14 protein-coding genes are annotated in these 14,931 nt (G+C 43.0%); 6 read left to right on the top strand and 8 right to left on the bottom strand.

Translation table 11 applies throughout. The features are described from left to right. Positions 1-49: 49 nt before the first annotated feature. Together POV26_RS08565 and POV26_RS08560 are read right to left on the bottom strand one after the other, a co-directional pair. A complete protein-coding gene (locus POV26_RS08565) occupies positions 50-2,068 on the bottom strand; it encodes a urocanate hydratase (RefSeq protein WP_272856058.1) in 2,019 nt (672 codons plus the stop codon). 15 nt (positions 2,069-2,083) lie between these two features. After that, positions 2,084-2,254: a C1orf53 family protein gene (locus tag POV26_RS08560; protein WP_157881732.1), complete on the bottom strand. Its 171-nt coding sequence runs from the start codon at positions 2,252-2,254 to the stop codon at positions 2,084-2,086. Between the two features lie 100 nt (positions 2,255-2,354). Here POV26_RS08560 and era point away from each other — a divergent pair, with 100 nt between their 5' ends. Next, positions 2,355-3,242 carry a GTPase Era gene (gene era / locus POV26_RS08555; protein ID WP_272856057.1) on the top strand — a complete coding sequence of 296 codons (888 nt, stop codon included), beginning with the start codon at positions 2,355-2,357 and terminating at the stop codon, positions 3,240-3,242. 154 nt (positions 3,243-3,396) lie between these two features. On the opposite strand, the gene POV26_RS08550 is transcribed toward era, so the two are convergent. Beyond that, positions 3,397-3,915 carry a GTP-binding protein gene (locus POV26_RS08550; RefSeq protein WP_272856056.1) on the bottom strand — a complete coding sequence of 173 codons (519 nt, stop codon included), beginning with the start codon at positions 3,913-3,915 and terminating at the stop codon, positions 3,397-3,399. A gap of 249 nt (positions 3,916-4,164) precedes the next feature. Between POV26_RS08550 and der the strand changes: the two genes are divergently transcribed. After that, positions 4,165-5,472: a ribosome biogenesis GTPase Der gene (gene der / locus POV26_RS08545; protein ID WP_272856187.1), complete on the top strand. Its 1,308-nt coding sequence runs from the start codon at positions 4,165-4,167 to the stop codon at positions 5,470-5,472. Positions 5,473-5,659: 187 nt separating this feature from the next. Further along, positions 5,660-6,619, top strand: coding sequence for a YheT family hydrolase (locus POV26_RS08540; RefSeq protein WP_272856055.1), 960 nt, complete (start codon positions 5,660-5,662; stop codon positions 6,617-6,619). 11 nt (positions 6,620-6,630) lie between these two features. Here POV26_RS08540 and POV26_RS08535 read toward each other — a convergent pair whose 3' ends face one another. From POV26_RS08535 to POV26_RS08515, 5 genes are all read right to left on the bottom strand, one after another. Beyond that, a complete protein-coding gene (locus tag POV26_RS08535) occupies positions 6,631-7,392 on the bottom strand; it encodes a TPM domain-containing protein (protein WP_272856054.1) in 762 nt (253 codons plus the stop codon). 111 nt (positions 7,393-7,503) lie between these two features. Further along, positions 7,504-7,968 carry a TPM domain-containing protein gene (locus tag POV26_RS08530; protein WP_272856053.1) on the bottom strand — a complete coding sequence of 155 codons (465 nt, stop codon included), beginning with the start codon at positions 7,966-7,968 and terminating at the stop codon, positions 7,504-7,506. Between the two features lie 116 nt (positions 7,969-8,084). Continuing rightward, on the bottom strand, positions 8,085-8,693 hold the full coding sequence (locus tag POV26_RS08525) for a LemA family protein (RefSeq protein ID WP_272856052.1): 609 nt from the start codon (positions 8,691-8,693) through the stop codon (positions 8,085-8,087). A 13-nt stretch (positions 8,694-8,706) separates the two neighbouring features. Next, on the bottom strand, positions 8,707-9,036 hold the full coding sequence (locus POV26_RS08520) for a MerR family transcriptional regulator (RefSeq protein ID WP_272856051.1): 330 nt from the start codon (positions 9,034-9,036) through the stop codon (positions 8,707-8,709). A gap of 116 nt (positions 9,037-9,152) precedes the next feature. Beyond that, the gene (locus POV26_RS08515; protein ID WP_272856050.1) at positions 9,153-10,130 is read right to left on the bottom strand and encodes a M23 family metallopeptidase; all 978 of its coding nucleotides are present in this window, start codon (positions 10,128-10,130) and stop codon (positions 9,153-9,155) included. 123 nt (positions 10,131-10,253) lie between these two features. Between POV26_RS08515 and alaS the strand changes: the two genes are divergently transcribed. The 3 genes from alaS to POV26_RS08500 all read left to right on the top strand — a co-directional run bounded on the left by alaS (position 10,254) and on the right by POV26_RS08500 (position 14,618). Further along, on the top strand, positions 10,254-12,866 hold the full coding sequence (alaS, locus tag POV26_RS08510; RefSeq protein ID WP_272856049.1) for an alanine--tRNA ligase: 2,613 nt from the start codon (positions 10,254-10,256) through the stop codon (positions 12,864-12,866). Positions 12,867-12,941: 75 nt separating this feature from the next. Continuing rightward, positions 12,942-13,961, top strand: coding sequence for a GSCFA domain-containing protein (locus POV26_RS08505; RefSeq protein ID WP_272856048.1), 1,020 nt, complete (start codon positions 12,942-12,944; stop codon positions 13,959-13,961). A gap of 138 nt (positions 13,962-14,099) precedes the next feature. Beyond that, a complete protein-coding gene (locus tag POV26_RS08500) occupies positions 14,100-14,618 on the top strand; it encodes a DUF6252 domain-containing protein (protein WP_272856047.1) in 519 nt (172 codons plus the stop codon). The last annotated feature ends 313 nt before the right edge of the window (positions 14,619-14,931 follow it).

Here is a 14,931-nt window from a genome sequence, read left to right as displayed (position 1 = left end):
TTTTTTTTGCCACGAATGCATATTAGTGAATTCGTGGCGGTTTTTTCTTTTAAGTGAATAAATTGTCATCAACGAAATTGGGAAGCGTAACCTTTAACTGCGGATTGTTCTCCATCGCGCGTTTTATTGCGAAAACCGCTCCGTCATTCCGTGCCCAACTGCGCCGAGCTATTCCGTTATTTACATCCCAGAAAAGCATATTTTCAAGTCGCCGTTGCGCATCTGTACTACCATCAAGAACCATTCCGAAACCTCCATTTATCACTTCGCCCCAACCTACGCCACCACCGTTGTGGATGCTCACCCATGTGGCGCCGCGGAAGCTATCGCCGATTACGTTTTGGATGGCCATATCGGCCGTAAACCTGCTTCCATCGTATATATTTGAAGTTTCGCGATATGGCGAATCGGTCCCCGAAACATCGTGATGGTCACGCCCCAAAACAACTGGACCAATTTTTCCCTCTGAAATAGCTTTGTTGAAAGCCGAAGCAATCTGCACACGTCCGTCAGAATCTGCATAAAGTATGCGTGCTTGCGAACCAACAACCAATTTGTTTTCCTGCGCGCCTTTAATCCAAGTGATGTTATCCTGCATTTGTTGCTGGATTTCTTTTGGTGAATTTTTCATCAATTCCTCCAAAACTCCACAAGCGATTTCATCCGTTTTTTGAAGATCTTCGGAATTGCCCGAAGCGCATACCCAACGGAACGGCCCAAAACCGTAATCGAAACACATGGGGCCCATTATATCTTGCACATAGGAGGGATAGGCCCATCCCCCAGCCCCTTCCCGAAGGGAAGGGGAGCTCACGAACGCTCCATTCTTATCCTTGTAAATTTTTGCACCTGCTCGCGAGGCTTCCAAAAGAAACGCATTTCCGTAATCGAAGAAATAGGTGCCTTTTGCAGTGTGCTTGTTGATGGCTTCCACTTGACGGCGCAAACTTTTTTGCACTTCGTTTTTGAATTGTTCGGGATTGTTTGCCATCATTTCGTTGGCTTCTTCATAACTCAAACCAACTGGATAATACCCGCCCGCCCACGGATTGTGAAGGGAAGTTTGGTCACTTCCCAAATCAACATGTATATTTTCTTCGGCAAATTTTTCCCAAACTTCCACCACATTTCCGTCGTAGGCAATCGAAATGGTTTCCTTATTCGCCAATGCTTCTTTTACACGTTTTGAAATCATATCCAAATCTGAAATCACTTCATCCACCCAGCCTTGGCTATGTCTGGTTTCGGTTGCTTTTTTGTTCACTTCGGCACAGACCGTTACACAGCCTGCAATATTCCCGGCTTTGGGTTGCGCGCCGCTCATGCCGCCGAGACCGGAAGTTACGAACAAACCGCCCTTTGGTTCTTTTTTAATTTTTCTGAAACCATTCAAAACGGTAATCGTGGTTCCGTGAACAATTCCCTGCGGGCCAATGTACATATAACTTCCAGCGGTCATTTGGCCGTATTGGGTTACGCCGAGCGCATTGAATTTTTCCCAGTCGTCCGGTTTTGAATAATTCGGAATCATCATTCCGTTGGTAACCACCACTCGCGGCGCGTCTTTGTGTGAAGGAAATAAACCCATCGGATGCCCAGAATAAACAGCCAATGTTTGCTCGTCGGTCATTTCCGAAAGGTATTTCATCACCAAAAGATACTGCGCCCAGTTTTGGAAAACGGCACCGTTACCGCCATAGGTAATCAACTCATGCGGATGTTGCGCCACGGCATAATCCAAGTTATTTTGAATCATCAGCATTATCGCCTTTGCCTGCTCACATTTACCCGGATATTCCTCAATGGGCCGGGCGGACATTTTATAATCGGGACGGAAACGGTACATATAAATGCGCCCGTATTTTTCCAGCTCCTCGCGAAATTCGGGTAGGAGCGTGGCGTGGTGTTTCGGCTCAAAATAGCGAAGGGCGTTGCGCAGCGCGAGTTCCTTTTCTTGCTTTGAAAGGATTTCCTTTCGTTTTGGTGCGTGGTTTATGGATGGATCGTAAGGTTTCTTTTCAGGTAAAACTGATGGAATGCCTTGTTGAATTAGTTCTTTAAAAGTCATTTTCTAAAAATATTTTTATTGATGCTTCCCAGTTTTTTTGTCAAAGCCGTAGGGACAATGGCGGCAGCCACTTTCACAGCAATAGCCACGCTTTAAATGGTATTGCTCCGTAAAGCATTTGTAGCCTTCGGGCGTTAAGTAATAATCGCCTTCTTCGAGCTCTATTTTTTTCTTTGGAAAAAGCATTTCACAAAAGTAAGGATTTCAAGGCTGAAAGTTTTAAAATTGGACCAAATCCATTGTTTCGGGATTTAAGCCTTAAATTTGCAATATCAATTCCAAAGAAATGACAAAACACAAGGCCGGATTCGTAAATATTATTGGAAACCCAAACGTGGGCAAAAGCACGCTGATGAACGCTTTTGTGGGTGAACGGCTTTCCATCATCACTTCCAAGGCGCAGACCACGCGCCACCGCATTTTGGGAATTGTGAACGGCGATGACTTTCAAGTGCTTTTGAGCGATACGCCCGGAATCATAAAACCTGCCTACCAATTGCAGGAAAGTATGATGGATTTTGTGAAATCTGCTTTTGAGGATGCCGATATTCTTTTGTATTTGGTTGAATTGGGCGAAAAGGAACTCAAGGATGAGGAATTTTTCAAAAAAATCACAAATGCTAAAATTCCCGTATTACTTCTTATAAACAAAATAGACAAAGGCAACGAGGAGCTGCTTTCCGAAGCCTTAAAGCTTTGGCAGGAAAAAGTTCCGAATGCCGAAATTTTCGCTATTTCGGCACTTCAAAATTTTGGGGTTCCCGAAGTTTTTAATCGAATTATTGAATTGCTTCCCGAATCACCGCCATTTTATCCAAAAGATCAGTTGACTGATAAACCCGAGCGATTTTTCGTAAACGAAGCCATACGCGAAAAAATACTGATGCACTACAAAAAGGAGATTCCCTATTCCGTTGAAATTGATACCGAGGAATTTTTTGAGGACGAAAACATCATCCGCATCCGCAGTATCATTATGGTGGAGCGCGAAACGCAAAAAGGGATTATCATCGGTCACAAAGGTTCGGCTTTAAAGCGTGTGGGCACTGAAGCCCGAAAGGATTTGGAGAAATTCTTTGGAAAGCAAATCCATCTCGAACTTTACGTGAAGGTTAATAAAGATTGGAGAAGTAACGAAAAGCAGCTTCGGCGATTTGGGTACAACCAGAAATAAATTCCAAATTTCAAATTCCAAATTCCATAACATCCCCCTAACCCCCTTCAAAGGGGGGATTGCTCTCTTCCATTGGGAGAGCTGGAGTGAGGCTTTTTAAAGCATCAAATTTTAAATTGCGTGTCTTGGAATTTGGAATTTATTTTTTTGAGATTTATTTGGAATTTGGTGCTTGAAATTTGGAATTTTCAACAATCTCATTCATAAAATCATACAGCTCGCGCATTCCGGGTTTTCCTTTTTTCTTTCCCATCGCTCCGGCAAAATATAGGAGAATCCAGACCACCACTAAAAATATAGCGATACCAATTTGCAAACCGATAGTGTTTCCTAAATTGTAATTGGAGTACAGCCAAGTCAAATCTACCATAAATAGAATACCCACTGCAACATGCAGAAACATAAACATGGTCCACACAGTTGGGTTCGGCCCGAAAAAACCCTGGAGGGAACAGGAGTTTTCATCTTTTGCAGTTATTTCCAAATGCAGTTGCGGCGACCAAAAGTGCTGTTCCTGTTTCGGTAATTTTATAAAAATATGGTCGTCCACGCAGGAAATTACAAATCTGTTTTGTGATTTTTTTGCTTCCGAAAATTTCGCGAGCAATTTCGTGCAGGGCTGCGCCAGCTCCTTTTGAAAACGTGGGCGTAAGACTATTTCATTCGAAAGCATATTTTAATTGATTCGTTTTAATGATTGCATATACCATAAATTATTGCATTGATATAGGACAAAAGGACATAGGATATATGACTTCTTTTATTTTAAATTGAAAATATTTAGTCATACGTCTTATGTCCTACAGTCTTAAGTCATTATAAATATTTTGTTCTTTAAAGCCGTTAAAATAGTATTTTTTCTGCCAACTAAAAGCTATTTTTGCACCTGCCTGCCAAAATTCAGGTTGGCCCTAAAATTAAGATTATGAGCATTGTTGCCGTCGTAGGAAGACCGAATGTAGGAAAATCTACCTTTTTCAATAGATTGATTCAGCGCAGGGAAGCCATTGTGGATGCCGTGAGCGGCGTTACGCGCGACCGCCACTACGGAAAAAGCGACTGGAACGGAAAGGAATTTTCGTTGATAGACACAGGCGGTTATGTGAAGGGAAGCGACGATATTTTTGAAGCCGAAATTGACAAGCAAGTGGAACTCGCCATTGATGAAGCAGATGCAATAATCTTTATGGTTGACGTGGAAAGTGGCGTTACGGGAATGGACCAAGAGGTTGCAAAATTGCTTCGCCGTTCAAAAAAACCAATTTTTTTGGCAATCAATAAAGTGGATGCTGCTTCTCGGGTGAATGATGCTTTGGAGTTTTATTCGCTTGGGTTTGAAAACCAATATAATATTTCCAGTATTAACGGTAGCGGAACTGGAGAATTGTTGGACGATTTGGTAAAGGTCTTGCCAGAAAGGGAAGAGCCGGATGACAGTGAGCTCCCACGATTTGCAGTTGTGGGTCGTCCGAACGCGGGAAAATCTTCGTTCATCAATGCTTTGATAGGTAAGGATAGATATATAGTTACAGACATCGCGGGAACTACGCGCGATAGTATCGATACAAAATACGACCGTTTCGGCTTTGAGTTCAATTTGGTTGATACGGCCGGAATCCGCAAAAAGAGCAAGGTAAAGGAAGACTTGGAATTTTATTCCGTAATGAGAAGCGTCCGCGCCATAGAGCATTGCGATGTTATCATCCTTATTTTTGACGCTACCCGCGGTTTTGACGGGCAAGTGGAGAACATTTTCTGGCTTGCACAGCGCAATAATAAAGGGATCGTGATACTTGCCAATAAGTGGGATTTGGTGGAAGATAAAGATACCAGCAGCGTAAAGGATTATGAAAAATACATCCGTCAGCAAATTGAACCTTTTGTGGATGTACCCATCATCTTCGTTTCGGTGTTGACAAAACAGCGCATATATAAAGCCATTGAAACGGCGGTAGAGGTGTACCAAAACCGTAGCAAAAAGATTAAAACGAGCGAGCTCAACGAAGTGATGCTTCCCATTATCCAAGCCTATCCGCCGCCAGCTTATAAGGCTAAATATGTTAAAATAAAGTTCTGCACACAATTGCCCACGCCCTACCCAAGTTTTGCGTTTTTCTGCAACTTGCCGCAATATGTAAAAGACCCGTACAAACGTTTTATTGAGAATAAACTTCGGGAAAACTTTGATTTTACCGGGGTTCCAATTACGGTTTATTTTAGGAAGAAGTAATTTCAATATTCAATATTCAATATTCAATATTCAGAATATGGTTTGTTATGATATTTGCTGCTTTTATTTCTTTGGACCGTTTCCCAAGACAATTACCTTTTAGATTTTCTTCCCAAATAAATTTTAGAATCCGAAAATGTAATCCTATCTTTAAGGAGAAAGGAAATTTCTGACAATGTAGCAAACCATGCCTTATCTGGAAAAATCCACATACCGGCCGGACCCCATTTTTCACAATGGGCATATTTCCACCATCTATTCTGGGGTCATCCGGAAATTTGGGCCCCCGGATTATGACCGAAAAAAGCTGATATTGCCCGATGCCGATTTTCTGCTGCTGGATTATAAGTTGCAGGATTCCCAAAAGGCAGTGATTCTTTGCCATGGGCTGGAGGGCAATTCCCGAAAAAATTACAACAACGTATGCGCCAATTATTTTCTTGAAAAAGGCTATTCCGTGTTTGCGTGGAATAATCGCAGTTGTGGCGGCCAGATGAATTTATTGCCCCAATTGTACCATCACGCCTCTATAGAAGATTTGGAATATGTAGTAAAACATGTAGTGCAAAATGGTTTTACCCAAGTTTTCTTAGTTGGTTTTTCTTTGGGAGGCGACCAGATTATGAATTATTTGGGAAAGCGTAAAATTCCAGTGGAAGTAAAGGCCGCGGTAGCCATTTCGGCTCCTTTCCAGTTACGGTCGAGTGCCGAAAAATTGCAATCGGGATTCAGTAAAATTTATCAGCGACGGTTTATAGGAAAGGTAAAATGGAAGATAGCCGCAAAATCCATCCAGTTTCCCGATGCCGTTCCTGCGGATGCTGCCAAATACATCAAAAATTTTGACGATGTGGTTACTCGGTTCATCATTCCCGTGCACGGTGGCTATAGCGATTTAGACGATTATTATCTGAATGCTTCGCCGGGAAATTCAGTTGCAGGAATAAAATTGCCGTTGTTAGTAATCAATGCTTGGGACGACCCAATTTTGGGGACAAAAGACCATCCCGTGGAAATGGCCAAGGCCCACGATTATCTGTTTTTGGAAACCCCTGCCCACGGAGGGCATTGCGCCTTTCCGCCTAAATATTCACATCATCCGTATTCGGTAGTACGGGCTTTTGAATTTGTTGAGGAAATGGGTTAACTAAGTTAGATTTACCAGCCACCACTAGCGCCGCCTCCGCCGAAGCCTCCTCCGCCGAAACCGCCGCCAAAGCCTCCTCCGCCACCAAAACTTCCGCCACCGCCGAAGCTTCCGCCGCCACCGCCAAAACCTCCGCGGCCAAGGCTGCTTAGCACAATAATGTCCAGCAAGCTTCCGCCGCCTCCACCTTTACCGCCGCGTCCTCCTTTTCGCATAAGCGCAATGATGATAATGATAAAGATGAAAATAATGAAAAAGGGGATGGGCGTTCCGTCCTTTTTTCCGAAATCGCGGTCTTCTTTGAATTCACCTTTCAATGCTGCAAAAATAGCATCACTTCCTTGATCCAAACCTGCATAGTAATTTCCCTCTTTAAATTGGGGAATCATTATTCGGTTGATGATGCGTTCCGACATTAAATCGGTAATACGGTATTCAATACCGTAGCCGGTATTTATGTCAACTTTGCGGTCGTCCTTTGCGAGGGTGATTACAATTCCGTTACCTTCTTCTTTTTGCCCGATTCCCCATTTTTGGCCCCATTCAGCACCGAGCATAGAAATGTCCTCGCCGTTTGTGGAACCGATAATAATACAGACAATCTGAGTGGAGGTAGAATCGGCATAGCGAACCAGCTTACTTTCCAACGCATTTTTTTGGGACGGCGTAAGCAGGTCGATATAATCGTAAAGAGAGGTCTGCTTTTCAGGTTTCGGCGGAATCTCATACTGGGCCGAAACATTTTCGGAGAAAAAACCGATTGCTACAAGCAACAGTAAAAAGTAATATTTAGATAAAAAGTTTATGGGTTTATGGGTTTAAAAGTTTAAAAATGGCAATTCTACGAAACCTTTGTTCCCCTTTAGGGGTTAGGGGCTATGGCTTTACCCAATAGAAATATCATTCGGCAATTCGTTTTTATCGTCTTTTTTATATGGAAAATGTTTCTTCAACTGTTCGCCAGCTTTTAGGATTCCTTCCACCAAACCTTGTTTCATATCGCCATTTTTAAAATGGTTAATGATGATGTCTTTGGTACTTTCCCAAAAATTCTGGCCCACAATATCGTTGATGCCCTTGTCGCCCATAATTGCGAGCGTTCGGTCATCTACGGCAACATAAATTAGCACGCCGTTGCGTTCTGCGGTGTTGTGCATATTCAGCATATCAAACACTTCCGCAGCACGGTCAAAGGCATCTTTTCTCTCCCCTTTAGGGGAGTCGGAGGGGTCAACTTGGCCCTCCAAATGCACGCGTATTTCGCCCGAGGTGTTTTTTTCTGCAATGCGAATGGCTTCAATAATGGCAGCTTCTTCTTCCGAAGTTAGAAAATCTTCAACTTTAGACATTTTTTTAGATGTTAGATGTTAGATGTTAGACTTGAGATTTGAGACCCAGATCTTTGAGTTTTATATAAAGAAACTCTTTTTCGTCACTTGTCCCAAATCTCAATTTTTTTGGTTTTTTAATCATCTTTTCCCAGGTCATCAAAATTTACTTCCGGAGCTTTTTCGCTGCCGGCATCGGCTTTGAAATATGCTTTTTCGTGGAAGCCCAATAGCCCGGCAAACATCTTTGTTGGGAATTGATTTATTTCGGTATTGAACAGTCGCGCTTCTTCGTTAAACCTGTTACGCTCCACGTTGATGCGGTTTTCGGTGCGTTCCAGTTCGTTAATCAATTCCTTGAAATTTTCATTTGCCTTTAAATCGGGGTATCTTTCAAAAACGGCCAACAATCGTGAAAGAGCAGAGGTTACGCCTGCCTGCGCTTGTTGATATTGCGCAAGTTGTTCTGGGGTAATATTTGAAGGGTCAATGTTTATGGAAGTGGCTTTGCTTCTGGCCTCGGTAACGGCAACCAAAGTTTCCTGTTCAAACTCGGCATAGCCCTTTGCAGTGCTCACAATGTTTGGAATAAGGTCTGCCCGGCGCTGGTAAGAGCTTTCCACATTGGCCCACTGGGCGGTGGCCTTTTGGTCCAATTCCACGAGTTTGTTGTTAAGACTGGCCAAATAGCCTCCAATAATTAAAATTAGGCCGAGGATAATAATGATAGGTAACCATTTTTTCATGATGCGATTGGTTTTAGAGTTGTTCCTTGATTTTTAAAAGTTCTGCTTTTACCGACTCCAGCTTGCGGATAATCTCAAACCGGTCCAGTGTTTTTTGTTTGTTTTCCTTTAAATGGATTTTTGCGCCTTCCAACGTAAACCCGCGTTCTTTCACCAAATGGAATATGAGTTCCAGATTTTTGATGTCCTGCGGGGTAAACTTTCGGTTGCCCTTAGCATTTTTTTTCGGTTTTAATGCGTCAAATTCCTTTTCCCAAAAACGTATCAGCGACGTATTCACGCCGAAGGCTTCGGCCACTTCGCCAATGCCATAATACAGTTTTTCGGGTAGGTCTATGTGCATTTGTTTTGTTAAGGGTTAAGGGTTAAGGGTTAAGGGTTAAGGGTTAAGGGTTAAGGGTTAAGGGTTATCAGTGATTAATTTCAATTTTTTGGAATTTGGTATTTGTTTTTTGGAATTTAATCTAAAGATTGGTTCTCTTCCTGTGATTTTTTCAAAATATTGGCAAATTCTTCCGCAGTCAAACTTCCGTAGTAAAAATTTATCGGGTTGATGCGTTCGCCATCCTTAAAAACTTCGTAATGGCAATGTGGCGCCTCGCTTCTTCCGGTACTTCCCACAAAACCTATAATGTCTCCGCGCTGTACTTTTTGGCCAGCCCGTACATTGTATTTGTACAAATGTCCGTACAGACTTTCATAACCGTAGCCATGGTCTATCACAATATGGTTTCCGTAACCGGTCGCGGTATTGTCCGCACGTTCCACGACCCCATCGCCCGTTGCATAGACTGGCGTTCCGCGGGGTGCGGTAAAATCCATGCCGTAGTGGAACTTTCGCGCTTTTGTAAATGGGTCTGTGCGGTAACCGTAACCCGATGCAATCCGCGTTAAATCCTCGTTTTTTACGGGTTGGATTGCAGGAATGGCGGCCAAAAGCTTTTCTTTTTCCTCGGCAAGTTTGGCTATTTCATCCAACGATTTCGACTGCACCACAATCTGCTTCGTTAAAATATCCAAGTTGCGGGTGGTGTTTATTATCAATTTCGAATTGTCAAAACCCTCCAAATCCTTATAACGGTTAATCCCTCCAAAACCAGCCTTTCGCTGCTCCTCAGGGATTGGGTTGCTTTCGAAATACACGCGATACAAGTTGTTGTCGCGGTCTTCCACTTCCGCTAAAACTGCCTGTGCTTGGTTTATTTTCTTGTTCAAAAGCTCAAATTGGAGCTGCATATTGTTCAGCTCGCGTTGTAGCGCCAACTCCTTTGGGGTCTGAACCGAAGGAAGATTTATATAAACCAAAAGCAGTAAAAAACCGCTCAAAAACATTCCCAAAAGACTTAGGGCGAAAATCTTCAGTTTTCGGCCTTTTTTCTTTTCTATTTTTCGGTACGAAAGCGTTTCGCTATCGTAGTAATATTTAACCTTAGACATGCATTAAAAAATTGCTATTTTTGCGCGTTGCTTGTTCGCGCGAGGTAAAGGTAACGTTTTTACAAATATAGAAATTGTTTCCCACTGCGCCCAACCCTTAATTTTAGCATAACTTTATAAGAAATGAACTCGAAGGAAACCCGTTCCAGATTTTTAGAATTTTTCAAGTCGAAACAACACGCCATTGTGCCCTCAGTGCCTATGGTGGTGAAGAACGACCCAACCCTAATGTTCATCAATAGTGGGATGGCGCCTTTTAAGGAATATTTCCTCGGAAATGGAAAGCCAAAAAGCAACCGGATTGCAGACACACAGAAATGCCTGCGCGTAAGCGGAAAGCACAACGATCTTGAAGAAGTGGGAATGGATACCTATCACCATACCATGTTTGAAATGCTCGGCAATTGGAGTTTTGGCGATTATTTCAAAAAAGAAGCCATCGAGTGGGCGTGGGAGCTTTTGACCGAAGTGTATAAAATTGATAAGGAAATTCTCTACGTAACCATCTTTGAAGGCGATGAAAGTGAAGGCTTGGAGCGCGATACCGAAGCTTATGAACTTTGGAAACGATTCGTGCCCGAAGACCGCATTTTAAACGGAAACAAAAAGGACAATTTCTGGGAAATGGGCGACCAAGGTCCATGCGGGCCATGCAGCGAAATACACGTGGATATCCGTTCGGCGGAAGAGAAGGCTAAAATTCCGGGGAAGGATTTGGTGAATAACGACCACCCGCAAGTAGTGGAAATCTGGAACTTGGTTTTTATGCAATTCAACCGAAAAGCCAACGGTAGCCTTGAAAAATTGCCCGCCCAACATGTTGATACCGGGATGGGTTTTGAGCGTTTGTGTATGGTTTTGCAAAACAAACAGAGCAACTACGATACCGATGTTTTTACACCGCTCATTCGGGAGATTGAGGCAATTACGAATTCAAAATACGGAAAGGACGAGAAAAAGGACATTGCAACGCGCGTAATCGCAGACCACGTTCGCGCCGTGGCATTTTCAATTGCAGATGGGCAGCTTCCGAGCAATACGGGCGCCGGCTATGTAATACGAAGAATTTTAAGAAGGGCCATCCGTTACGGGTTTACGTTTTTGGACAAAAAAGAGCCTTTCATTTATAAATTGGTAGAAACGCTCAGCGCGCAAATGGGCGACGCTTTTCCGGAGTTAATTACTGAAAAGAACTTAATCACGAATGTTATTCGCGAAGAGGAACAATCGTTTTTGCGAACGCTGGACCAAGGTTTGGTGTTGCTTGAAAACGTTATTGAAACCGCAGATTCAAAGGAAATTTCCGGTAAAAAAGCGTTTGAATTGTACGATACCTTCGGCTTCCCGATAGATTTAACGGCATTAATTCTTCGTGAACGCGGCTATTCGTTAAACGAAAAGGAATTTGACGCCGAACTTCAGCAACAGAAGGACCGCTCCCGCGCCGCGACAAAAGTGGAAACGGGCGATTGGATTGTTCTGGAAAAAGATGACGAAGAGGAATTTGTGGGCTACGATACCTTGGAAACCCAAGTGCGCATTACAAAATACCGCAAGGTGGAAAGCAAAAAGGAGGGCGAAATGTACCAACTTGTTTTCAATCTCACGCCGTTCTATCCCGAAGGCGGCGGCCAAGTAGGCGATAAGGGCTATTTAAAAGCTGCCGATGGCGGCATTACTTATATTGTTGACACCAAAAAGGAAAACAATCTAATAATCCATTTCACAAAAACGCTTCCGCGAAATTTGGAGGGTACGTTTGTGGCCGTAGTGGACGAAAAACAGCGAAACCGTACCGCGGCCAACCATACCGCAACCCACTTGTTGCACCAAGGCCTGCGCAATATTTTGGGCGAGCACGTTACCCAAAAAGGGAGTATGGTCCACAGCCGAAACCTGCGTTTTGACTTTTCACATTTCGCAAAAGTGACCGACGAGGAACTGAAACAGGTGGAGGATTTTGTAAACGCCCGAATCCGCGAGGGAATCGCTTTGGAAGAACGACGAAATATTCCCTACCAGCAAGCCATAGACGAAGGTGCCATTGCACTTTTCGGCGAAAAATACGGCGATAGTGTGCGCGCGATAAAGTTTGGAAAATCGATGGAACTTTGCGGGGGAACCCACGTGCCGAATACAAACGATATTTGGCATTTCATCATTACTTCCGAAGGCGCGGTTGCCTCGGGAATCAGAAGGATTGAAGCGATTACCGGCGATGCTGCCAAACAATATTTTATTGATAGAAGTGAAGCGTTTGCCGCACTCCAAAAAGCACTGAACAATGCACAGGACCCGGTGAAGGCTGTGGAAAGTCTGCAGGAAGAAAACAGTGCCTTGCAAAAACAGATTCAGCAATTGTTGAAGGATAAAGCCAAGAATCTAAAAGGCGAATTAAAAGCTGAAATTGAAGTAATAAACGGAATCAATTTCCTTGCTAAAAAAATTGATTTGGATGCTGGTGGAATGAAGGATTTGGCGTTTGAAATGGGCGGCGAAACCGAGAATCTATTTTTAGTTTTTGGCGCCGAACACGATGGAAAAGCGTTGCTTGCCTGTTATATTTCAAAAGAATTGGCTGCCGATAAAAATCTGGATGCGGGAAAAATCGTCCGCGAACTTGGAAAATACATCCAGGGCGGCGGCGGCGGGCAGCCTTTCTTTGCCACTGCGGGAGGGAAGAATCCAGCGGGAATTGATGAGGCCTTGGAAAAAGCGAAAACCTTTTTGATTTGACTCTGTGACCTCTGTGTCTCTGTGGTAAATTATACACCACAAAGGCACAGGGAACACAGAGATTTTATATAACAGATGAAGCTCCAAACCGAAATACCGCTAAACCCCGAAGAAAATCAGATAGATTATTCCTCCAAAATCCTTTTGATGGGAAGCTGTTTTTCGGAAAACATTGGAAGAAAGTTTGATTATTTCAAGTTTCAGAATTTACAGAATCCGTTTGGGGTAATTTTCAATCCTGTATCGATTGAAAAACTGATTGTTCGCGCAATTGACGACGTTTCCTTTTCCGAAGAAGATATTTTTCAGCACAATGAAGTTTGGAAATGTTTTGAAGCACATTCCGAGCTTTCGGCTTTGGATATGGATGAATTTTTAGTTAATCTAAATTCGGCTTTGCAAAACCTTCGCGAAGCTCTCTTTTCTGCAACGCATATCATTTTCACTTTTGGAACTTCGTGGGTTTACAGGACTGTTGACGCTTCGGCTCCGCTCAGCGACCGTGCTTCGGCTCTGCTAAGCACAGGCGAAATTGTAGCCAACTGCCATAAACTTCCGAAGCAACATTTTCAAAAGGAATTGCTTTCCATCGAAACCATTTCAAAAAGCCTTCAAACTATTTTCGATAAAATTTCAACAATAAACCCGACCGCGACAATTATAAACACCGTTTCGCCCGTGCGGCATATTAAAGATGGTTTCGCGGAAAATTCACTCAGCAAAGCGCATCTCATTTCTGCAATCCACCACTTCTTAAATCTAAAATCGGCTCCCGATAGCTTTCGGGACGTAAATCGTAAATCCTTTTACTTTCCTGCCTTCGAAATCATGATGGACGAACTCCGCGATTACCGTTTTTACGCCGAGGATCTGCTTCATCCAAACAGCACCGCCATCGAGCTTATTTGGCAGAAATTTTCCAAAGTTTGGATTGCTGCTGAAACCGAAACGCTTCAAAAGGAAATCGCCTCCATACAAAATGGCCTGAACCACAGGTCCTTAAATCCCGAAAGTGCCGAACATCTCCGGTTTTTGGCAAATCTTCAACAGAAAATTTCTTCACTTAAAAATCTATTTCCACATATTCAATTTTAAGTACTGCCAACTGGTACTGAATACTGCATACTGAAAAGAATAAGGCAATTGCCCTATTGTGAGAACTTCAGGTTTGGACCAATTTTGCTTCAACATTAATCACGTATCCGCCGCGGCGGAGAACTAAAACCAAACATTATGAAACTATTCAACAAAACAATTTTAGTATTGATGGCAGTTGTTGCCGTAAGTTTAACTTCTTGTAAAAAAGACGACGATGGCGGAGGCGGCGGTGATGCTGCTTCTGGAACTGTAAGCGCAAAGGTTTCTGGCGCAAGCTATAATTCGGATCCTTTGGTGACCAGTGCCGTACGTTCCGATGCCAATGGGGTCAGCACTTTAATGATCACTTCAAATACCATGAACGGCAAAAACATCACTTTGTCAATTAATGGTGGTTTTGACGGGGTAGGCACCTACAGCATTGGCGGCGGCCCCAACGTATTTGGCAATGCCAGCTATACAGAAGTAGATGTTAACAATCCAACAAATTCAGAAATATGGGTTGCTCCGTATGATACAAGCGTTGCGGGCGAAATAAAAGTTTCGGAAATTAGTTCAACCAACATTAAAGGTACTTTTAATTTTAAAGGCAAAAATGCGGATGGTACTTTTAAAGACATTACCGAAGGTTCATTCAATGTGGATTTCCAGTAAGCAAACGCACTAAAGAAAATCTCTATGTTGAGGTTTTTACGTGGGCCGGGGGCGAAACGCAAGTTTTTCCTCCGGTTTTTTTTATAGTTTAAAAGTTTAAAAGTTGAGGGGTTTAAAAGTTTAGGAGCCTTAAAATTATACTGAACACTGAATACTGACTACTGAGAATACGGCAACTGCCCTATTGTTTATTCTTTTGCCAAAAAGCATCTTTGTATAGGAAATTTAAAGTGATCTACTAACCAGATTATTTTTCAAAACGCAAACGAGTTGAGGGGCGTTTGCAGTTCTGAAACCCCATGTTAAACTATGG

It is taken from the genome of Aequorivita todarodis (assembly GCF_028561335.1).
Classification (GTDB): Bacteria; Bacteroidota; Bacteroidia; order Flavobacteriales; family Flavobacteriaceae; genus Aequorivita; species Aequorivita todarodis.
This window is presented reverse-complemented; position numbering and strand designations above follow the sequence as displayed.

Excerpts from the sequence above, each read along its gene's own strand:
- POV26_RS08565 (WP_272856058.1), bottom strand. The coding sequence starts at position 2,068 with ATGACTTTTAAAGAACTAATTCAACAAGGCATTCCATCAGTTTTACCT.
- POV26_RS08560 (WP_157881732.1), bottom strand. The coding sequence starts at position 2,254 with ATGCTTTTTCCAAAGAAAAAAATAGAGCTCGAAGAAGGCGATTATTAC.
- era (WP_272856057.1), top strand. The coding sequence starts at position 2,355 with ATGACAAAACACAAGGCCGGATTCGTAAATATTATTGGAAACCCAAAC.
- POV26_RS08550 (WP_272856056.1), bottom strand. The coding sequence starts at position 3,915 with ATGCTTTCGAATGAAATAGTCTTACGCCCACGTTTTCAAAAGGAGCTG.
- POV26_RS08540 (WP_272856055.1), top strand. The coding sequence starts at position 5,660 with ATGCCTTATCTGGAAAAATCCACATACCGGCCGGACCCCATTTTTCAC.
- POV26_RS08530 (WP_272856053.1), bottom strand. The coding sequence starts at position 7,968 with ATGTCTAAAGTTGAAGATTTTCTAACTTCGGAAGAAGAAGCTGCCATT.
- POV26_RS08525 (WP_272856052.1), bottom strand. The coding sequence starts at position 8,693 with ATGAAAAAATGGTTACCTATCATTATTATCCTCGGCCTAATTTTAATT.
- POV26_RS08520 (WP_272856051.1), bottom strand. The coding sequence starts at position 9,036 with ATGCACATAGACCTACCCGAAAAACTGTATTATGGCATTGGCGAAGTG.
- POV26_RS08515 (WP_272856050.1), bottom strand. The coding sequence starts at position 10,130 with ATGTCTAAGGTTAAATATTACTACGATAGCGAAACGCTTTCGTACCGA.
- alaS (WP_272856049.1), top strand. The coding sequence starts at position 10,254 with ATGAACTCGAAGGAAACCCGTTCCAGATTTTTAGAATTTTTCAAGTCG.
- POV26_RS08505 (WP_272856048.1), top strand. The coding sequence starts at position 12,942 with ATGAAGCTCCAAACCGAAATACCGCTAAACCCCGAAGAAAATCAGATA.
- POV26_RS08500 (WP_272856047.1), top strand. The coding sequence starts at position 14,100 with ATGAAACTATTCAACAAAACAATTTTAGTATTGATGGCAGTTGTTGCC.